Origin of the sequence: Leeuwenhoekiella blandensis MED217 (assembly GCF_000152985.1) — a bacterium.
Classification (GTDB): domain Bacteria; phylum Bacteroidota; class Bacteroidia; order Flavobacteriales; family Flavobacteriaceae; genus Leeuwenhoekiella; species Leeuwenhoekiella blandensis.
The window spans coordinates 2,470,333-2,486,208 of sequence record NZ_CH672395.1 but is presented as its reverse complement, the minus strand read 5'-3'; the positions used below and the strand labels follow the sequence as shown (position 1 = coordinate 2,486,208).

Here is a 15,876-nt window from a genome sequence, read left to right as displayed (position 1 = left end):
AAGAGTAGAGAAAGAACTCACTATCTTTCCTTGGTGACAGACGCTTTTAGCAGAAAAATAATGGGCTACCACCTAAGTGATGATATGAGTGCAGAAAATGTAGTTAAAGCAATGAAAATGGCTAATAAAAGTAGAACCACATCAAGCGAGGTAATACACCATTCTGACAGAGGCTTGCAATATTGCTCCTCGTTATATCAAACTCAATTGAAGCGATCAAATGCATTACCATCAATGACAGATGGGTATGACTGCTATCAAAATGCGTTAGCAGAACGAATTAACGGGATATTGAAGGAAGAGTTCTTCATAAACAAATGCAATACAGGTAAAGAACTCAGACTGTTGATTCAGCAGTCAATAAAAACATATAACAATGAAAGACCACATCTAAGCCTTAACTACAAAACACCTAATTTTATACACAACAAAAAATCCGGTGAAGCTAGCTTCACCGGATTGATTTAAACTTTTAAAAACTGTCAACCTATTTTAGGACGACTCATTAAAACTAATTTATTATGATTTGGGGAATAAATTATTCGTTTGAGGCTAATGTAGAAGTAGCATTGGTGTCTTCTTTGAAAGCTATACCTTCATTATAATTATCAAAATTATTAGAGGCTAATGCAAGTGTCTTAAGGTTTTTCATATTCTTAAGCTCTGCCGGTACTACGCCTGCTAATTGATTATTAGAAAGATTAAGTTCTTTTAAGTTTTCTAATTTAAGAACTGCTAATGGAAGGTTACCATTAAGGTTGTTATCAAAAAGATTCAAAACTTCAAGATTTTCAAGTTTACTCACGTCATTAGATATACTACCACTTAGATTATTGCTGGTAAGCATTAGTTGCTCCAGTTTAGTTAAGTTATAAATACTCTCTGGCAACTTACCGTCTAGCATATTTCCGTTAAGAACTAAAACTTTTAGATTTTTAAGGTTTCCTATAGAGCTTGGAAGTTCTCCTTGAATTCTATTAAAGAATAATTCAAGAGTTACAAGGGCATCAAGATCACCTAATGACTCTGGTAAGTGACCGTTGAGGTTATTCATACTTAAATTAAGACCAACCACATTATTGTTTATCACGCGTACACCGTGCCAAGTAGAAACATCAGCATCAAGATTCCAAGTAGTATTCCACTCAGAACCATTTGTGGCGTTGTATAAATCAATTAAAGCTTGCTTCTGATTGCTAGAAACCTCAGCAAAAGCTGATAAGCTTAGGAATGCTACTGCGAAAAGAGTAAAAATTGATTTCATAGTGGGTTGATTAATTTGTTTAACAACGTAAATATAATACCGTTTAACCCTAAAAAGCAATTATAATCGATGAAATACACAGTAATTATTATATAATTAGTAAATAGTTGTTTTATACAATTAAAAAACAGTTGTTTTGTACAATTTTCACAAGGTATTTGTTAGTTTGAAAGTTGCTTTTCACAGGTAAAACTAACTCAATCAATGTTTTAAAGTAGTATTTTTCTTACTTAATTACAGTTCAAATGCCTAAATGTGCATTTCGTCTAAAGTAAATGAGTCTGATTTTTTAAAATCAGACTCATTACCAACTAAAAACTAATATAAAACAAACAACAAACGTTAAGAAATCGAGCAGGAATACTCGATTTAAAACATAAAAAGAAATTGAAACCAATTTTCTTCTTGGCTAATTTGTTCTAAGATAGCTAATTACAAGTATTAAAAGCAAATAAAATCGATAAAATACAATCGTTTGCTTTTTGTAAGTGGTGTTGTAAGTTTTTTTAGACTAACGAGGATGGCGCTATTTATTCAATACTGTAAATTGAATGCTTAAAAGCTTTCGCGGAGGACTATTTACCTATAACTTTTTTGAGATTTCAGCTAGTATTTCCTCATTAACAATATGTTTACCCTCAAAGGGAAGGATGTTCAGCCTTTCATCAAAAAGTTCTTTTGCTAAGGAGGTTTGCTGCTTCAGTCTGGAATTATTTAAAAGTGCGTCTTCTTTTCCGTAGGTAAGAAAACCTTTGGTCTTTTTAAATGTATCTTTATCGATATCTTCTGGTATACTTCCTGAATGCACAATAAAAAAATCACACGAAATTGCGCGCCTGCTAATCCAGCGGCTTGCAACCGAAACACCTTGAGAAAAACCCATAACGCAAAACTTAATATGACTATTTAATTTGGGTTGTATTTCTGAAGTATAAACTTGGTCAAGGTAGTTTAGTACGTTTTCGATTTCTATATCTGTATTTTCACGCGTAAGCCAAGAAGCGCCAACGTATTTATAGCGTTTGTCCTGATAATATTTGCTGGGAGCCTGTGGTGCGATGATGTAATGCTTTTCAGAATCTATTTTTTCAAAATGGTTTAAAAAGTATTTGGTTAAATGGCCCAGGCCGTGACAAACCATCCAGATCACTTCAGTTTTGAGGGTGAATGTGTTGAGTGTCTGATAGGTGTTTGTCGTAGTATAGCTTACGGTTTTTTCTTCGCGCATCATGTAGGTTTAAGTATCTTTACCATTATAATAAGAACCGTTTAAAAGTTCTTTTCTTAGATAGCTTTAGAGCAAATTAAAGCAATAGCTGGAACTTGTATAAAGCTTCAGCAGCATATTTAAGAACGTTAATATATAAGACATGTTTCAAGATAATAAAGAAGAGGCACTCAAGCGTTGCAATGCTATTTGTAAGAATACATTGATGGAAACACTGAATATTGAGTTTATTGATATTGGTGCAGATTTTCTTACGGCATTTATGCCGGTAAATGAAAGGGTACATCAACCTGACGGAGTTTTACACGGCGGAGCTTCGGTAGCCTTAGCAGAGAGTGTAGGAAGTGCAGCCAGTATGATGTTTCTAGATATCTCAAAAGTTTTTGTGCGCGGTATAGAGATTTCTGCAAATCACGTAAAGAGTATTGCCAGCGGAAAAGTTTTTGCTCGAGCCACTTTTATTCATAAAGGTCGTACCACGCAATTATGGGAGATTAAAATCACCAACGAACAGGACGAATTGATCTCTCTTGTAAAACTTACCACCATTGCCTTACCCAAAAAATGAACATGACCCAGAAGGAATTTATTGCTAAAATAGAGGATCTATACGCCCAGCATTTACCTTTTGTAGTATACCGAAAGCCTGAAGCTACAGAGGTGTCTTTGCTTTTTCAAGAGGACGACAGCTTGTTATTTACTGAAGATTTTCAAGAACGCGGTTTTGTTTTTGCACCCTTTGATTGGGATAAGAAAGCAATATTGCTATCGGGATCTCCTGAAGTTTTTACACTAGAAGCTCAAAGCGACGAGATGCCGGTTACTTCTACTGTAACTTGGCAGACTGAAAATCCTCAAGTGCATATTGATTTGGTAAATAGAGCGGTAGCTCAAATTCAGAAAGCCGATTTGCAAAAAGTGGTGCTTTCGCGAAAGCAAAACATCAGCATTCCGCAGACGAGTCCGGTGGGTTTATTTTTAGCACTGAACAAAAAATATACAACCGCTTTTACCTATTTATGGCATCATCCTAAAGTTGGTACTTGGTTAGGCGCCACTCCCGAAACGCTTTTAGCTTTAAATGGAAGAAGTCTGGAGACTATGGCTTTAGCCGGTACACAGTCTTTTGAAGGAACTCTAGATGTGAATTGGGGGAAGAAGGAGCAGGAAGAGCAACAACTGGTAACTGATGAGATCGTGAATAAACTAAAGCCGTTTGATTTTAAATCATTCAAGGTTCATGATAGAGAGACTTACAAAGCAGGAAACTTGTTGCACCTGCGTACTAAAATTAGTGGTGGATTGAATTTGGAAAAAGATACACTCAAAGCCCTTTTAAGCGCTTTGCATCCAACACCGGCTGTTTGTGGCTTACCTAGAGATTTGGCTAAGTCATTTATTGAAACGGAAGAGCCCTATGATCGTGAATTTTATACCGGTTTTTTAGGCGAAATCAATATGCTTACCGATGCTTCTAAAGCGCGATCCAGACGTAATGTAGAGAATCTTGCCTATAAAACCTTAAAAGCCACTTCTAGTCTCTATGTAAACTTGCGATGTATGCAGTTTAAACCTAATCGTGCTACATTATACGTAGGAGGAGGAATAACCGAGGCGTCAAATGCGGAAGCCGAATGGGAAGAAACTGTTAATAAAGCACAAACTATTGCCAGCATTCTTTAAGCTTTTGGCTTTGTTGTAATTTTGATTTTTAATGAAATATTCTAGTATACCAGTCGCCCAATCGGTGGTTTTGCTTTGTAACGAAAAAGGAATAAACCACGTCGTAATTTCACCGGGATCACGTAATGCACCGCTCACAATTGGCTTTACTCATCATCCCGATATGCATACGTATAGTATAGTTGACGAGCGATCAGCAGCGTTCTTTGCATTGGGTCTTGCACAGCAACTTCAAGAGCCCGTAGCTTTAGTCTGTTCTTCAGGAAGTGCGGTTTTAAATTATTACCCGGCGATTTCAGAAGCGTTTTACAGTGATATTCCACTTGTGGTAATTTCGGCAGATCGACCTATCGAGCGTATTGACATTGGCGACGGACAAACAATCAGGCAGCGCAATGTATTTGAGAACCACATTTTGTATTCTGCCAACTTATATTCTGAATATGTCCCAGATACTGCGCTTACAGATCCTAAGCTTATTCAAAAGCAACGTGAGGCCACAAAACACAATCAACAGGAAATCAATAAGGCTTTAAATGAAGCGGTTTTTGGCCAAGGACCGGTGCATATTAATGTTCCGTTTTACGAACCGCTTTACAATACCACCGAAGAAAAACTTGTAGATCCTATCATTGTTGAGGAGCCCTTAAAAACGGTAGAGTTATCTGAAGCCTATTTAAAACCGTTTGTAGAAAAATGGAATTCCGCAAAGCGGAAGTTAGTTATTGTTGGTGTTTTACAGCCCAATACTATCGAGCAAGAGTTTTTAGATCGTTTAGGCAACGATCCAAGTGTTTTGGTTTTTACTGAAACGACATCCAATCTTCATCATCCCAATTTTTTCACACGAATTGACAATATAATAGGTTCGCTTGATGATGCAGGTTTTAAACAACTTCAACCGGAGATTTTGATCACGATAGGAGGGATGATCATTTCTAAAAAGATCAAAGCCTTTTTAAGAGAATATCAGCCTGAGCAACACTGGCATATTGATCCCAAGAAAGCCTATGACACGTTTTTCTGTTTGAATAAACATTTTAAAGTGCCTGTAAATTATTTCTGGGATAAATTTTTACCGCAGACTAATCAAACTTTAAGCGATTATCAAAAAGAATGGCTCGAGGTGCGCGGTCATCGCGATGCTAAGCATCAGGCATATATAAAAGATATGGTTTGGTGTGATTTTAAAGCTTTTGATGGCATTTTGTCAAGATTGCGACCCAATACACAGCTGCAATTAGGAAACAGTTCTACTGTGCGCTATGTGCAGCTTTTTGATATCGATAAGAGCTTAAAGGTTTTTTGTAATCGAGGTACCAGTGGTATAGATGGAAGTACTTCTACCGCGGTTGGCGCTGCGGTGGGAAGTCAATTACCCACAACGCTCATCACCGGCGATCTAAGCTTCTTTTATGATAGTAATGGCCTATGGAATTCCTATTTACCTAAAGACTTTAAAATTATTCTGGTGAATAATTCCGGAGGCGGGATTTTTAGAATTCTTCCGGGAGATAAGACTTCGCAGGCTTTTGAAACCTATTTTGAAACGATACATAATCTCGATGCATCTCATTTGTGCAAGATGTTTGGACTGGCTTATTTTTCTGCCTCTAATGAGGATGAGTTAGCAACAGCTCAAGATGCTTTTTATAAAGAACAAGAGCAGCCTTGTCTGCTTGAAATTAAAACGCCACGTATCGAGAACGATAAGGTTTTGCTAGGTTATTTTAAGTACTTAAGATAGTTTGTCTAAAAATTTTGAATTTTATGTATCTTTAGTGAGCAAAAAATTTTAATTCTTAATTAACCTAATATTTTATGAGTAAAAGAGATGAAATGATCGCTAAATATGCGGCTGATCTAAAAGAAAAACTGGGACACGATGCAGATATGGATTTGCTAACCAAAGTAACCATAGGCTGTGGCCCATCAATCTACAATCAGGATTCATCTACAGTTTCTGGAAGCAGTGAGTCTGAATTGGAGACCGTAAAACAAAATTTCTTGATTAAAAAGTTAGGTCTTAGCGATGGTCCTCAATTGATGGAAGGAATCAATAAAGTAATTGAAGATTATGGTAAATCGAATCGCAATAAGTACAGAGCGGTTGTTTATTACTTATTAACCAAGCATTTTGGTAAAGAAGAAGTTTACAGTTAAACTCAACAACAACATTTAGAAACCGTCATAAATTTTATGGCGGTTTTTTTATGCATAAGGATTTCCGATTACAAGCGCCTTTCCTAGGAATCTAATGCAAAAGCTACGGATGTAATCATGCAATTTTTGCTATTTTTGAAGACTAAATTATACATATGCTCGAACTGGGAGAATACCATAAAATGATTATTGATCGCGATGTAAGTCCGGGACTTTATTTGCGTGATGCCGAAGAAAACGAAGTTTTGCTTCCTGGTAAATACGCTCCCGAAGGTTTTCAGCTTGAAGATGAGATCGAAGTATTTGTTTATTTAGATAATGAAGAGCGCCCTGTTGCTACCACTCTCAAGCCTTATATTTTAAAAAATGGTTTTGCTTATCTCGAATGTACTTCGGTTACCAAAATCGGGGCTTTTGTAGATTGGGGATTAGATAAAGAGCTTTTTGTTCCGTTTTCTAATCAGGTGACACCGATGAAAGAAGGCAGTTGGTATCTGGTGTATATGTATCTTGATGAGCGCACAAACCGGCTTGTAGGTTCTTCAAAATTCAATAAGTTTTTAGATAATTCTGATGCAACTGTTGAGAAACATGATAAAGTCGAGATCCTTGTATCTCATTTTTCAGAACACGGTGCTCACGTAATAATCAATGAGCAGTATCAAGGTTTGGTTCATAAAGACACGATTTTTGAAGATATCAGAATCGGCGACAGATTACCGGGATATATCAAGCGCGTACGTGAAGATAAAAAGATCGATGTTTTGCTTCAGCCAGAAGGTTATAAAAGCATCGAACCCAATGCACAATTTATCTATGAGGAACTGAAAGAAAATGATGGTTTTCTTCCTGTGCATGATAAAAGTTCGCCAGAAGATATTCACGCGTATTTTGGGATCAGTAAAAAGCTTTTTAAAAAGGCAATCGGTGCTTTATATAAAGACCGTATGATTACGATCTCAAATGACGGGATTAAGCTAAAAGATCAAGACAAGAATTAATAGGTGAGGCAGCTTTATGCACTCAAGCAATTCAACCATATTATGCAAAAGCCAGACTGGAAAACAGTAAAAGAATACCAAGATATTACCTTTAAAAAAGCCGACGGAGTAGCGCGTATTGCGTTTAACCGTCCCGAAGTGCGTAATGCCTTTAGGCCAAGAACAACGTCTGAATTGCTCGATGCATTTCATATCGCTCAGGAAGATACTTCTGTGGGTGTGATCTTGCTGTCTGCCGAAGGTCCTTCGCCTAAAGATGGTGTGTATAGCTTTTGTAGCGGAGGTGATCAAAAAGCGCGCGGCGATCAAGGTTATGTAGGTGAAGATGGTTATCACCGTTTAAATATCTTAGATGTACAGCGATTAATTCGTTTTATGCCAAAGGCAGTTATAGCTGTCGTTCCCGGTTGGGCAGTAGGAGGAGGACACAGTTTGCATGTTGTTTGCGATCTTACTCTAGCCAGTAAAGAGCATGCCATTTTTAAACAAACAGATGCCGACGTGACTAGTTTTGATGGTGGTTATGGGTCGGCATATTTGGCGAAAATGGTGGGGCAGAAAAAAGCTCGGGAAATCTTTTTCTTAGGGCGAAATTATTCTGCGCAGGAAGCTTATGAAATGGGGATGGTAAATGCTGTTATTCCGCACGAAGAATTGGAAGACACTGCTTTTGAATGGGCTCAGGAAATTTTAGCCAAATCACCAACTTCTATTAAAATGCTCAAGTTTGCCATGAACCTTACCGATGATGGTATGGTAGGGCAGCAGGTTTTTGCCGGTGAAGCAACGCGATTGGCTTATATGACCGATGAAGCTAAAGAAGGTCGAAATGCGTTCTTAGAAAAAAGAAAACCTAATTTTGATAAAAAATGGATTCCATAGCAGAGAAATTGAATGTGTTCTAGTATTTTTAAAAGAATGCAGTCAAAAATTGCTCTATGGAATATAAGTTTACAAATGCTCCGGTAGATCTAGATACTTTACCAAACCATCAGGAACTGAAGTATACTCCGGTTTCAAAAGCGCGGTTACATAAAGTATTTTCTGTTATTGCGATCTGGTTGCTTCTTGTGATTGTTGGGATTACGGTGCTCTATATTTTTGCAGATGTTCCTTACGTGACTTTAGGTTTGTCCGCGGGGATCGCGTTGTTTTTTGCGCTGCTCATAGCATATCAATTAGCTTTACAAAAAAATATTGGTTACGCGTTACGAGAGCGGGATATCGCTTTTAAGCGCGGTGTGCTTTTCGAAAAAATAACCATTATTCCTTTTAATCGCATTCAGCATATTTCTACTTCTGTGGGGATTTTAGATAGGTTTTTCAAAATCGCCAACCTCAATATTTTTACTGCCGGCGGATCTGGAAGCGATATTAATATTCCCGGTTTAACTCCGGAAATTGCAGCAAGACTCAAGGATAAAATTGCTCATCATCTAACCGAAGCAGATGTCTAAGCCATTTGAAACCCCACAATTACAATCTAAGCTCGGGATACTCATCATCTTTTTATCTCACGCGTATAAATTTCTGAGAGCTTTTGGAGCAGCGATTCTTTACTTTGTCATCAAAGGAATCCCTTCAGATATTATTTTGCCAATAACTCTAGGTGCTGTGGTTTTGTTGGCTCTTATTCTCGGATATAGTTTTCTGGCGTATAAAAAGTTTCAGTTTTATATAGATTATAAAAACGCCGAGTTTGTCCTTACGGAAGGTGTCTTTTCGACTAATGTTGTGGCGATTCCATTTTCAAAAATTCAGCAAGTTTATTTTAAGAAATCTTTGGTGCAGCGTGTGGTTGGCGTAAATAGCGTTGTGGTAGATTCTGCAGGAAGCAGCACTCAAGAGATCGATATTAAAGCCCTTACCGAAGCGCAAGCGCAGCAACTGCAAAAGATTTTGATGCAAGCGGTACGTGAGGAGCAAACTACTTCGTCGACTGCTCAGGACATAATACATGAACCTAAGATAAAAGAAAATCAAAAAGCAAACTGGACCCACAGACTGAGTCCGTTGGGGCTTTTAAAACTTGGCTTAACGAGTAATTATTTTAGAGGTGTTTGGCTTATTCTGATTTTTGTAGGCTCTATCTATCAGCAAATAGGTGATATTGAAGTTTTACAAGAAGATCAATATACAGAAGGAATCAAAGGTTATCTGGATAGTTATAGCAAACCTGTAGAACTTTTTATAATCACAGCGATCGTGTTTGTAGGGGTGTTTTTATTGGGAATGTTTATCTCCTGTGTTGAAATTTTCATTAAGTATTTTGATCTAAAATTGACACAAACCAATGAGAGTCTAGAGCTTGAAATGGGCTTGAAAACCAATACAAAAGTGAGTCTCAAACCGCGACGTGTGCAGCTTATGCGCGTGATTACAAACCCTATTCAAAAGCGATTAAATCTCAATGAAGCGCAAGTTGCACTGGCCAGTAGTCAGGATGATTTAAATAAATCAAAAATTTCCATTCCTGGATTAGAGCGTAAACACGTAGAGCAGGTAAAGCGTTTTCTGTTCAGTCATCAAATGCGTCCCGGTCGTGTATTTAAACCGGCATTTATACTCTACATTCGATTGTTGATTATTGCCGGATTACCCTTAATTCTTACTGCGATTGTTGCTTCGATTCTCGTACCTAATTATATGGTAGAGATTTTGAGCATTCTCTTTATCATTTTTGGGATGCTAATTATTCCGTATCAATACTATTGGTACAAAGCACTTTCTCTGGAGATCACACCAGAATTCGTGATTATGCGCAAAGGCGTATGGAATCAAAAGACAGAAATTATTGAGTCGTTCAAACTGCAATCGGTAACCGTGAGTCAGCCCATATGGTATAAAAAGCGAAACCTGTATAACTATACGTTTCATACCGCGGGAGGCGATATTTCGTTCCCTGTAACAACGCATCAACTTCAGCGCTACATAAATTATGCGCTATTTAGAGTTGAAGTTGCCCAAAAGCCCTGGATGTAAGCTTAAACTAGCGAATTGAAGGATATTCGATTGGATTTACTTCGTGCATGATGTCATAGATCTTCTCATAAATGTCTTCTGCAGAAGGTTTAGAGAAATAGTCACCATCTGTTCCATAAGCAGGTCTGTGTGGTCTTGCTGATAGTGTTTGTGGTGCACTGTCTAAATACCTAAACGCTTTTTGCTCATCAAGTATATGCTGCAGTAAATACGCTGAAGCTCCACCTGGCATATCTTCATCAACCACAAGAATACGGTTGGTCTTTGCGATACTTTTTACCGTGTCATGATTTAAATCAAACGGAAGCAAGGATTGCGCATCAATAACTTCTACACTTATGTTTGCAGCTTGTAAATCCTGTGCAGCAAGTTCTACCAGACGAAGTGTACTTCCGTAAGAAAGTACCGTGATATCTGTTCCTTCACGCAGCACTTCAACTTTACCTATAGGGGTTTTAAATTCTGCCAGATTGGTTGGTAGCTTTTCTTTTAAGCGATACCCGTTGAGACATTCTACAATTACAGCAGGTTCATCACTTTGCATCAGTGTATTGTAAAATCCGGCTGCTTTAGTCATATTTCTTGGAGTAAGAATGTAAACTCCGCGTAAAAGTCCCAGTAATGAACCCATCTGCGAACCGCTGTGCCAGATTCCCTCCAGACGATGACCACGTGTTCTTACGATCAATGGTGCTGCTTGTTTTCCGTGCGTTCTGTAACGCAGCGTAGCCAAGTCATCACTCAATGTCGCCATCGCATAAAGAATGTAATCTAAATACTGAATCTCGGCAATGGGGCGTAAGCCACGCAATGCAAGACCTATTCCCTGACCAATAATAGTAGTTTCACGTATTCCTGCATCTGCGACACGCAGTTCACCATATTTATCTTGTAAACCTTCGAGACCTTGGTTGACATCACCAATAGTCCCGGTATCTTCACCAAAAACAACACTGTTAGGATACTTACTGAAAAGCGCATCAAAATTATCACGAAGTACAATACGCGCATCAACAGTTTTGGCGTCATCATCGTACTGCGGAAGCTCTTCAGCAATATTTGTAGCTTTAGAGTCAAACTCGCTAAACACGTGACTGCTATAATTAGGTTGCTCTTTTGCGATATAATCGCTTACCCAATTTTTTAATGCTGTGATGCTTTCGCTATTTTCTTTTGAAACAAACCGAAGCGTTTTACGTGCAGCGATGAGTACATCAGACTTTAGCGCATCTTTTTCATCAACAAGGGTTTGTTTGATACTTTTTATAAATTGACCGTTTTCACTTTCTGCAATAATGGTGTCGATAAGACTTAAAACGGTTTTTTTCTCTTTTTTTATGGGATTAAGAAAGGCGTCCCAGGCATTGCGTTTTCCTTCGCGCACCTTGCGCTTGATATCTTTCTCTATTTCTGAAAGCTCTTCATCTGTGGCGATTTGATTGTTGATCATCCACTCGCGCATCTTGGTGTTACAGTCGTGCTCTTTTTCCCACTGCAAGCGGTCTTTACTTTTATAACGTTCGTGAGAACCAGAAGTAGAGTGTCCTTGCGGCTGTGTAAGTTCTGTAACATGTAAGATAACAGGTACATGTTGTTCACGTGCAATTTTTCCGGCTTGTTCAAAAGCATCGATAAGTGCCGGATAATCCCATCCTTTTACACGAATGATTTCATAACCTTGATCATCGTCAGTACGTTGAAAACCACTTAAAATTTCAGAGATATTTTCTTTTGTAGTCTGATGCTTTGCGTGTACCGAAATTCCATAGTCATCATCCCAAACACTAATCACCATAGGAACTTGAAGTACGCCAGCTGCATTGATGGTTTCAAAAAACATCCCTTCAGAAGTACTGGCATTTCCTATAGTTCCCCAAGCAACTTCGTTTCCTTCATTAGAAAGCCCGTCTGTGTTCATCTCAGGGACCTTTCTGTATAATTTAGAAGCTTGGGCAAGTCCTAGTAATCTTGGCATTTGACCGGCAGTGGGAGAGATGTCTGCACTACTATTGTATTGCTCAAGAAGGTTTTTAAGGTTTCCGCTATCATCTAAACTGTGCGTTCCAAAATGACCTCCCATTTGCTTACCGGCACTCATAGGATCGTGCTCAAGACTGGTATGTGCATACAGACCGGCAAAAAAGTTTTCAATGGTAAGATGGTCGATAGCCATCATAAACGTTTGATCGCGATAATAGCCCGATCTCCAATCTCCTTTTTTAAAGGCCTTGGCCATAGCGAGTTGCGGCACCTCTTTACCATCGCCAAAAATCCCAAATTTTGCCTTACCGGTTAAAACCTCTCTACGACCTAATAAACTGCATTCACGGCTAGTGACTGCAATTTTATAGTCGTTAATAACAGTGGCTTTAAAATCGTCAAATGAAATTTCAGAAGTGGGCTCAGATTGCGTGTGCATAATTTTCAAACGGTTTCGGTAAAAATACGCAAAATTCAACTCTTATACAATTCAATAATTTCTTTAAAAAATGATAAATTTTCATTAAAATTGAGTTTTACTGAAAATATTGTAATTCAAAGAGGTTTTAAAACTATTTTGCTAATGATATTTAAAAATCAATCTACATTGTTTGTATAGATTGAATAAGGGTTTAGCGGGCTTAAGTTTATAAAGCCATCAATACCATTTGCGGGTAAATAAGCTCAACATCGTGCGTAGATCAAGCGTTACAATGAAGCGTATTTTTTGATCGTAATTGGGTTGGCCAATTTCCCAGCCATTAGAAGAATATACGGGAAAGAAAAGTTCAAAATAATCTTCAACCAAAACTGTACGTATACCACTGTCGTATAAAAAGCGTGCCGGATCGCCTTGATTTTTTACAAGACCAATATCTGCATAACCGTGAATAAAATTCCAAATGGTGGTGCTGGTATTGATGGTGGTAAGCCACTCATTACCAAAAGGCGTGTCGAGTTTAGACTTAAAGCCACCTTCAGCTAAAACCAACTGCTGACTGAAAATCCCAGAACTTTCAGATCTTCCGTAATAATTGTAGCGAAATAAATAGTCGGTTGGTCGGTCTAATGCAAAGCTGAAATAATCTCCTTGCGAACGCGTATCGTTGTATAAAAAGATTCCACCAAAAAGCCTTAGATCAAATTGCCGGTTGTTTAAAAAGACCTTGCGATATTTGGCAGTAACCGAAAACTTACTAAACTTCTGCGCGAGTTGAAAATCTGTATTATAGGTAAGCGCATTGATAACACCCGGATTACTATTAGTGTACCGCACGTTAAAAACACTATAGTTGGGATCATCATTGGTGATCACATCAGACTCGTCTCGATACACGTTGATATTACTTACGGTAAGAAATTGTCGTTTATCTGATCTAAAATCTGAAGTCCTAAATCCGAACGTTATGAACGGACTGTAAGATTTGTATAGTGCATCTGGTGCGTAAGACGATAACGAACCTGAAATTCCGTAGCGAATAGCATACAGGTTTCCTTCATTTACGTTTTGGGTGTAAGTGAACCCTGCACTTCCTGTTAATTTATCAGATTTAAAACCGTATTGTGGTTCAATGCGATAGTTAAAGGCTTTAGACAGGAGGGTTTTATTGTACATTTTTGCTCCTAATTTGAGACCGTCATAAAAGTTATACTCAAAGACCGGCATAAAAAACACTTGATTTTTTGAAGGGTCTTCAAGGTCCTGAAGCAGTTTAAATTGAAAAGGTTTGTTGACTCCCAGAAACGGGTTTACTTTTTTGTAATTGTTACGTCTGTTGTATTCCGGCACAAAACCTTCAGCATTTATTACGACGCGGTCTATGCTATCGCCGGCAATGTTGATATTTTTTTCTTTTTCAAAACCATCAACCCAAGTTTTTGAGATGATCTTATCTTTATTCATCCCATAAACCGGAATGGGCATTTGACTTTCGGTTTTGTTTTTTATTTCAATTTTAATGCTGTCACCCTCGCTTTTAACTTCGTTGAATTTATAATCAATGATTTTTCTCGAGTTGACAAAATCCTCAAAAAACCAATCGAGATCTTTATCGGTTTTTGATCTTAAGATCGCTTCAAATGTTTTTGAAGAAGTAAGTTTTAATTTGTTCTCCAGATAAAACTCATCAAGACTCTCTTCAATTATAGCATCAGAAAGATATTCAGAAAGATAATTGATTCCGCTGGCGGCTTTGTATGCGTTCGCTATGTTTTTGTTGAATTTGATCAACGAGTCACTTGGTGTAGTAAGCGGTTGATCGAGATTCATACGAGCCATGTGCATGTAAAGCAAATTGTATTGCTCATTAAACTCCAGATCAGCAAGGTGAAATTGTCGCGCAATCCAGTAGCGATTGAGCGTCCCTACAACTTTTAGGTTGGGATAAAAATGATCCATATACTTCATCATGGTATACATTTTTAATCCATCAGCAATCCATCGGTCATCTCTTGGGTTTACAAACAGCGTGCGGTCAACAAAATTGTCAATCGCGGTCTTTAAGATTTTTAATTCGTATTTGAAATCTTCGGGAAACGGACTCAGAAAATCGGGTAACTGATTAAGACCATACACAGGATTTTCAGCATAATCAATATTGGAGATCACCAACTGTTTAAATGGATATTCACCCAATTCTTCAACAAGAAAATGACTTATTTTATCAATGATCAGCGCTTCGCGTTCAGCAATGACTTTGTCGTCTGTTATATTGGTTACTACAGTCAAATCATCGGTTTCAGTGATTTGAAATTCAGAAATTTGACGTAGATAAATCGTCGTGTTATTACGAGAACTTCCTTCTAAATGAACTGTTTTAAAACTACTTTCTTCATTGACAGTGGCGCTGGTTTGCTCGAGTTCATTAATGAAGCGATAATTTTTCTTAAACGAAAAATCAATAGAAAAGTCAGTTGGCGCCATGTATAGGTCATCCAGATTTTTATTGCTGTAGTAATGCCATTCACCATCGTAAACTGCCGGTGCAATAAACCAATATTTTAGATTGAAATCACCGTTGTCTAACGCGCCATAACCTGTGAATTTAGCGTCAGGAATACGTATGTTGTAATTGAGCTTAACCCGTGTGGTTTGACCGGGAAGCAGCGGTTCAAGAAGATTTATTTCAAGAACATCTTCGGCATCTTCAAGTCGTTTAAAACTGAGATTACTAAAACGCTCACCAATGATGGTATTTATTTTTGAAGCGCCGCGCGCATAATCATCTGCTAAGTGAAATCTACGATCGTAATTTTCTGCAAAGCGTCTACCTAATTTTGACTGTTTTGATGAGAAACTATGCGCCCAATCGTTAAAATACAATTGCGTAAGCGTATCGTTTGAGTTGTTCTTGAAATAAATATCCTGCTGAATGAACAAAGTCTTATCCGATTCAACCAAACGGGCAGTGATCTCAATACGGTTTTGCGCTTCACCTGTAAAAGGAAGCGTTAACAAAACCGGAAGAAGCATTTTTAAAAACTTCTTCATAGTTCTACCGATACGTTTATGGTGAATGGAGTTGCGTTGAGCACTAGGCGTTTTTCTTTAATATAAATCAATTACCATACCTAAC

At 37.9% G+C, this 15,876-nt stretch carries 13 protein-coding genes; 9 read left to right on the top strand and 4 right to left on the bottom strand.

The genetic code is table 11. The annotated features are described in order from the left end of the window. Nucleotides 1-468: IS3 family transposase (locus tag MED217_RS10720; protein ID WP_009780542.1), on the top strand; the 468-nt coding region annotated here is incomplete at its 5' end. A gap of 70 nt (nucleotides 469-538) precedes the next feature. Here the strand turns inward: MED217_RS10720 and MED217_RS10715 are convergent. Both MED217_RS10715 and MED217_RS10710 read right to left on the bottom strand, forming a co-directional pair. Next, entirely contained in the window at nucleotides 539-1,264 is a 726-nt protein-coding gene (locus tag MED217_RS10715) for a leucine-rich repeat domain-containing protein (RefSeq protein WP_009780541.1), read from the bottom strand. A 583-nt stretch (nucleotides 1,265-1,847) separates the two neighbouring features. Further along, a complete protein-coding gene (locus tag MED217_RS10710; RefSeq protein WP_230199260.1) occupies nucleotides 1,848-2,492 on the bottom strand; it encodes an alpha/beta hydrolase in 645 nt (214 codons plus the stop codon). Nucleotides 2,493-2,634: 142 nt separating this feature from the next. Here MED217_RS10710 and MED217_RS10705 point away from each other — a divergent pair, with 142 nt between their 5' ends. From MED217_RS10705 to MED217_RS10670, 8 genes are all read left to right on the top strand, one after another. Then, complete coding sequence (locus MED217_RS10705; RefSeq protein WP_009780539.1) at nucleotides 2,635-3,060, top strand: PaaI family thioesterase; 426 nt, start codon at nucleotides 2,635-2,637, stop codon at nucleotides 3,058-3,060. 2 nt (nucleotides 3,061-3,062) lie between these two features. Beyond that, nucleotides 3,063-4,175 carry a chorismate-binding protein gene (locus tag MED217_RS10700; protein WP_040532755.1) on the top strand — a complete coding sequence of 371 codons (1,113 nt, stop codon included), beginning with the start codon at nucleotides 3,063-3,065 and terminating at the stop codon, nucleotides 4,173-4,175. 31 nt (nucleotides 4,176-4,206) lie between these two features. Then, on the top strand, nucleotides 4,207-5,922 hold the full coding sequence (menD, locus tag MED217_RS10695; protein ID WP_009780537.1) for a 2-succinyl-5-enolpyruvyl-6-hydroxy-3-cyclohexene-1-carboxylic-acid synthase: 1,716 nt from the start codon (nucleotides 4,207-4,209) through the stop codon (nucleotides 5,920-5,922). A 74-nt stretch (nucleotides 5,923-5,996) separates the two neighbouring features. Continuing rightward, nucleotides 5,997-6,338, top strand: a complete 342-nt coding sequence (locus tag MED217_RS10690) for a DUF2853 family protein (RefSeq protein ID WP_009780536.1) — start codon at nucleotides 5,997-5,999, stop codon at nucleotides 6,336-6,338. A gap of 155 nt (nucleotides 6,339-6,493) precedes the next feature. Next, a complete protein-coding gene (locus MED217_RS10685; protein ID WP_009780535.1) occupies nucleotides 6,494-7,339 on the top strand; it encodes a CvfB family protein in 846 nt (281 codons plus the stop codon). 42 nt (nucleotides 7,340-7,381) lie between these two features. Next, nucleotides 7,382-8,221, top strand: coding sequence for a 1,4-dihydroxy-2-naphthoyl-CoA synthase (locus MED217_RS10680; RefSeq protein ID WP_009780534.1), 840 nt, complete (start codon nucleotides 7,382-7,384; stop codon nucleotides 8,219-8,221). A gap of 56 nt (nucleotides 8,222-8,277) precedes the next feature. Beyond that, nucleotides 8,278-8,796 (top strand): PH domain-containing protein, encoded by a 519-nt coding sequence (locus tag MED217_RS18545; protein ID WP_009780533.1) that lies wholly within the window; start codon nucleotides 8,278-8,280, stop codon nucleotides 8,794-8,796. Continuing rightward, complete coding sequence (locus MED217_RS10670) at nucleotides 8,789-10,321, top strand: PH domain-containing protein (protein WP_009780532.1); 1,533 nt, start codon at nucleotides 8,789-8,791, stop codon at nucleotides 10,319-10,321. The genes MED217_RS18545 and MED217_RS10670 overlap by 8 nt, the downstream gene beginning before the upstream one ends. A 7-nt stretch (nucleotides 10,322-10,328) precedes the next feature. Here the strand turns inward: MED217_RS10670 and MED217_RS10665 are convergent, their stop codons facing one another. Both MED217_RS10665 and MED217_RS10655 read right to left on the bottom strand, forming a co-directional pair. Further along, complete coding sequence (locus tag MED217_RS10665; protein WP_009780531.1) at nucleotides 10,329-12,740, bottom strand: alpha-ketoacid dehydrogenase subunit alpha/beta; 2,412 nt, start codon at nucleotides 12,738-12,740, stop codon at nucleotides 10,329-10,331. Nucleotides 12,741-12,959: 219 nt separating this feature from the next. Next, complete coding sequence (locus tag MED217_RS10655) at nucleotides 12,960-15,791, bottom strand: gluzincin family metallopeptidase (protein WP_009780529.1); 2,832 nt, start codon at nucleotides 15,789-15,791, stop codon at nucleotides 12,960-12,962. Nucleotides 15,792-15,876: the final 85 nt, after the last annotated feature.

Bases quoted from the DNA above. Each gene is read 5' to 3' on its own strand.
- MED217_RS10655 (WP_009780529.1), bottom strand. From the start codon at position 15,791: ATGAAGAAGTTTTTAAAAATGCTTCTTCCGGTTTTGTTAACGCTTCCT.
- MED217_RS10670 (WP_009780532.1), top strand. From the start codon at position 8,789: ATGTCTAAGCCATTTGAAACCCCACAATTACAATCTAAGCTCGGGATA.
- MED217_RS18545 (WP_009780533.1), top strand. From the start codon at position 8,278: ATGGAATATAAGTTTACAAATGCTCCGGTAGATCTAGATACTTTACCA.
- MED217_RS10690 (WP_009780536.1), top strand. From the start codon at position 5,997: ATGAGTAAAAGAGATGAAATGATCGCTAAATATGCGGCTGATCTAAAA.
- MED217_RS10715 (WP_009780541.1), bottom strand. From the start codon at position 1,264: ATGAAATCAATTTTTACTCTTTTCGCAGTAGCATTCCTAAGCTTATCA.
- MED217_RS10710 (WP_230199260.1), bottom strand. From the start codon at position 2,492: ATGCGCGAAGAAAAAACCGTAAGCTATACTACGACAAACACCTATCAG.
- menD (WP_009780537.1), top strand. From the start codon at position 4,207: ATGAAATATTCTAGTATACCAGTCGCCCAATCGGTGGTTTTGCTTTGT.
- MED217_RS10705 (WP_009780539.1), top strand. From the start codon at position 2,635: ATGTTTCAAGATAATAAAGAAGAGGCACTCAAGCGTTGCAATGCTATT.
- MED217_RS10665 (WP_009780531.1), bottom strand. From the start codon at position 12,740: ATGCACACGCAATCTGAGCCCACTTCTGAAATTTCATTTGACGATTTT.
- MED217_RS10685 (WP_009780535.1), top strand. From the start codon at position 6,494: ATGCTCGAACTGGGAGAATACCATAAAATGATTATTGATCGCGATGTA.
- MED217_RS10680 (WP_009780534.1), top strand. From the start codon at position 7,382: ATGCAAAAGCCAGACTGGAAAACAGTAAAAGAATACCAAGATATTACC.
- MED217_RS10700 (WP_040532755.1), top strand. From the start codon at position 3,063: ATGACCCAGAAGGAATTTATTGCTAAAATAGAGGATCTATACGCCCAG.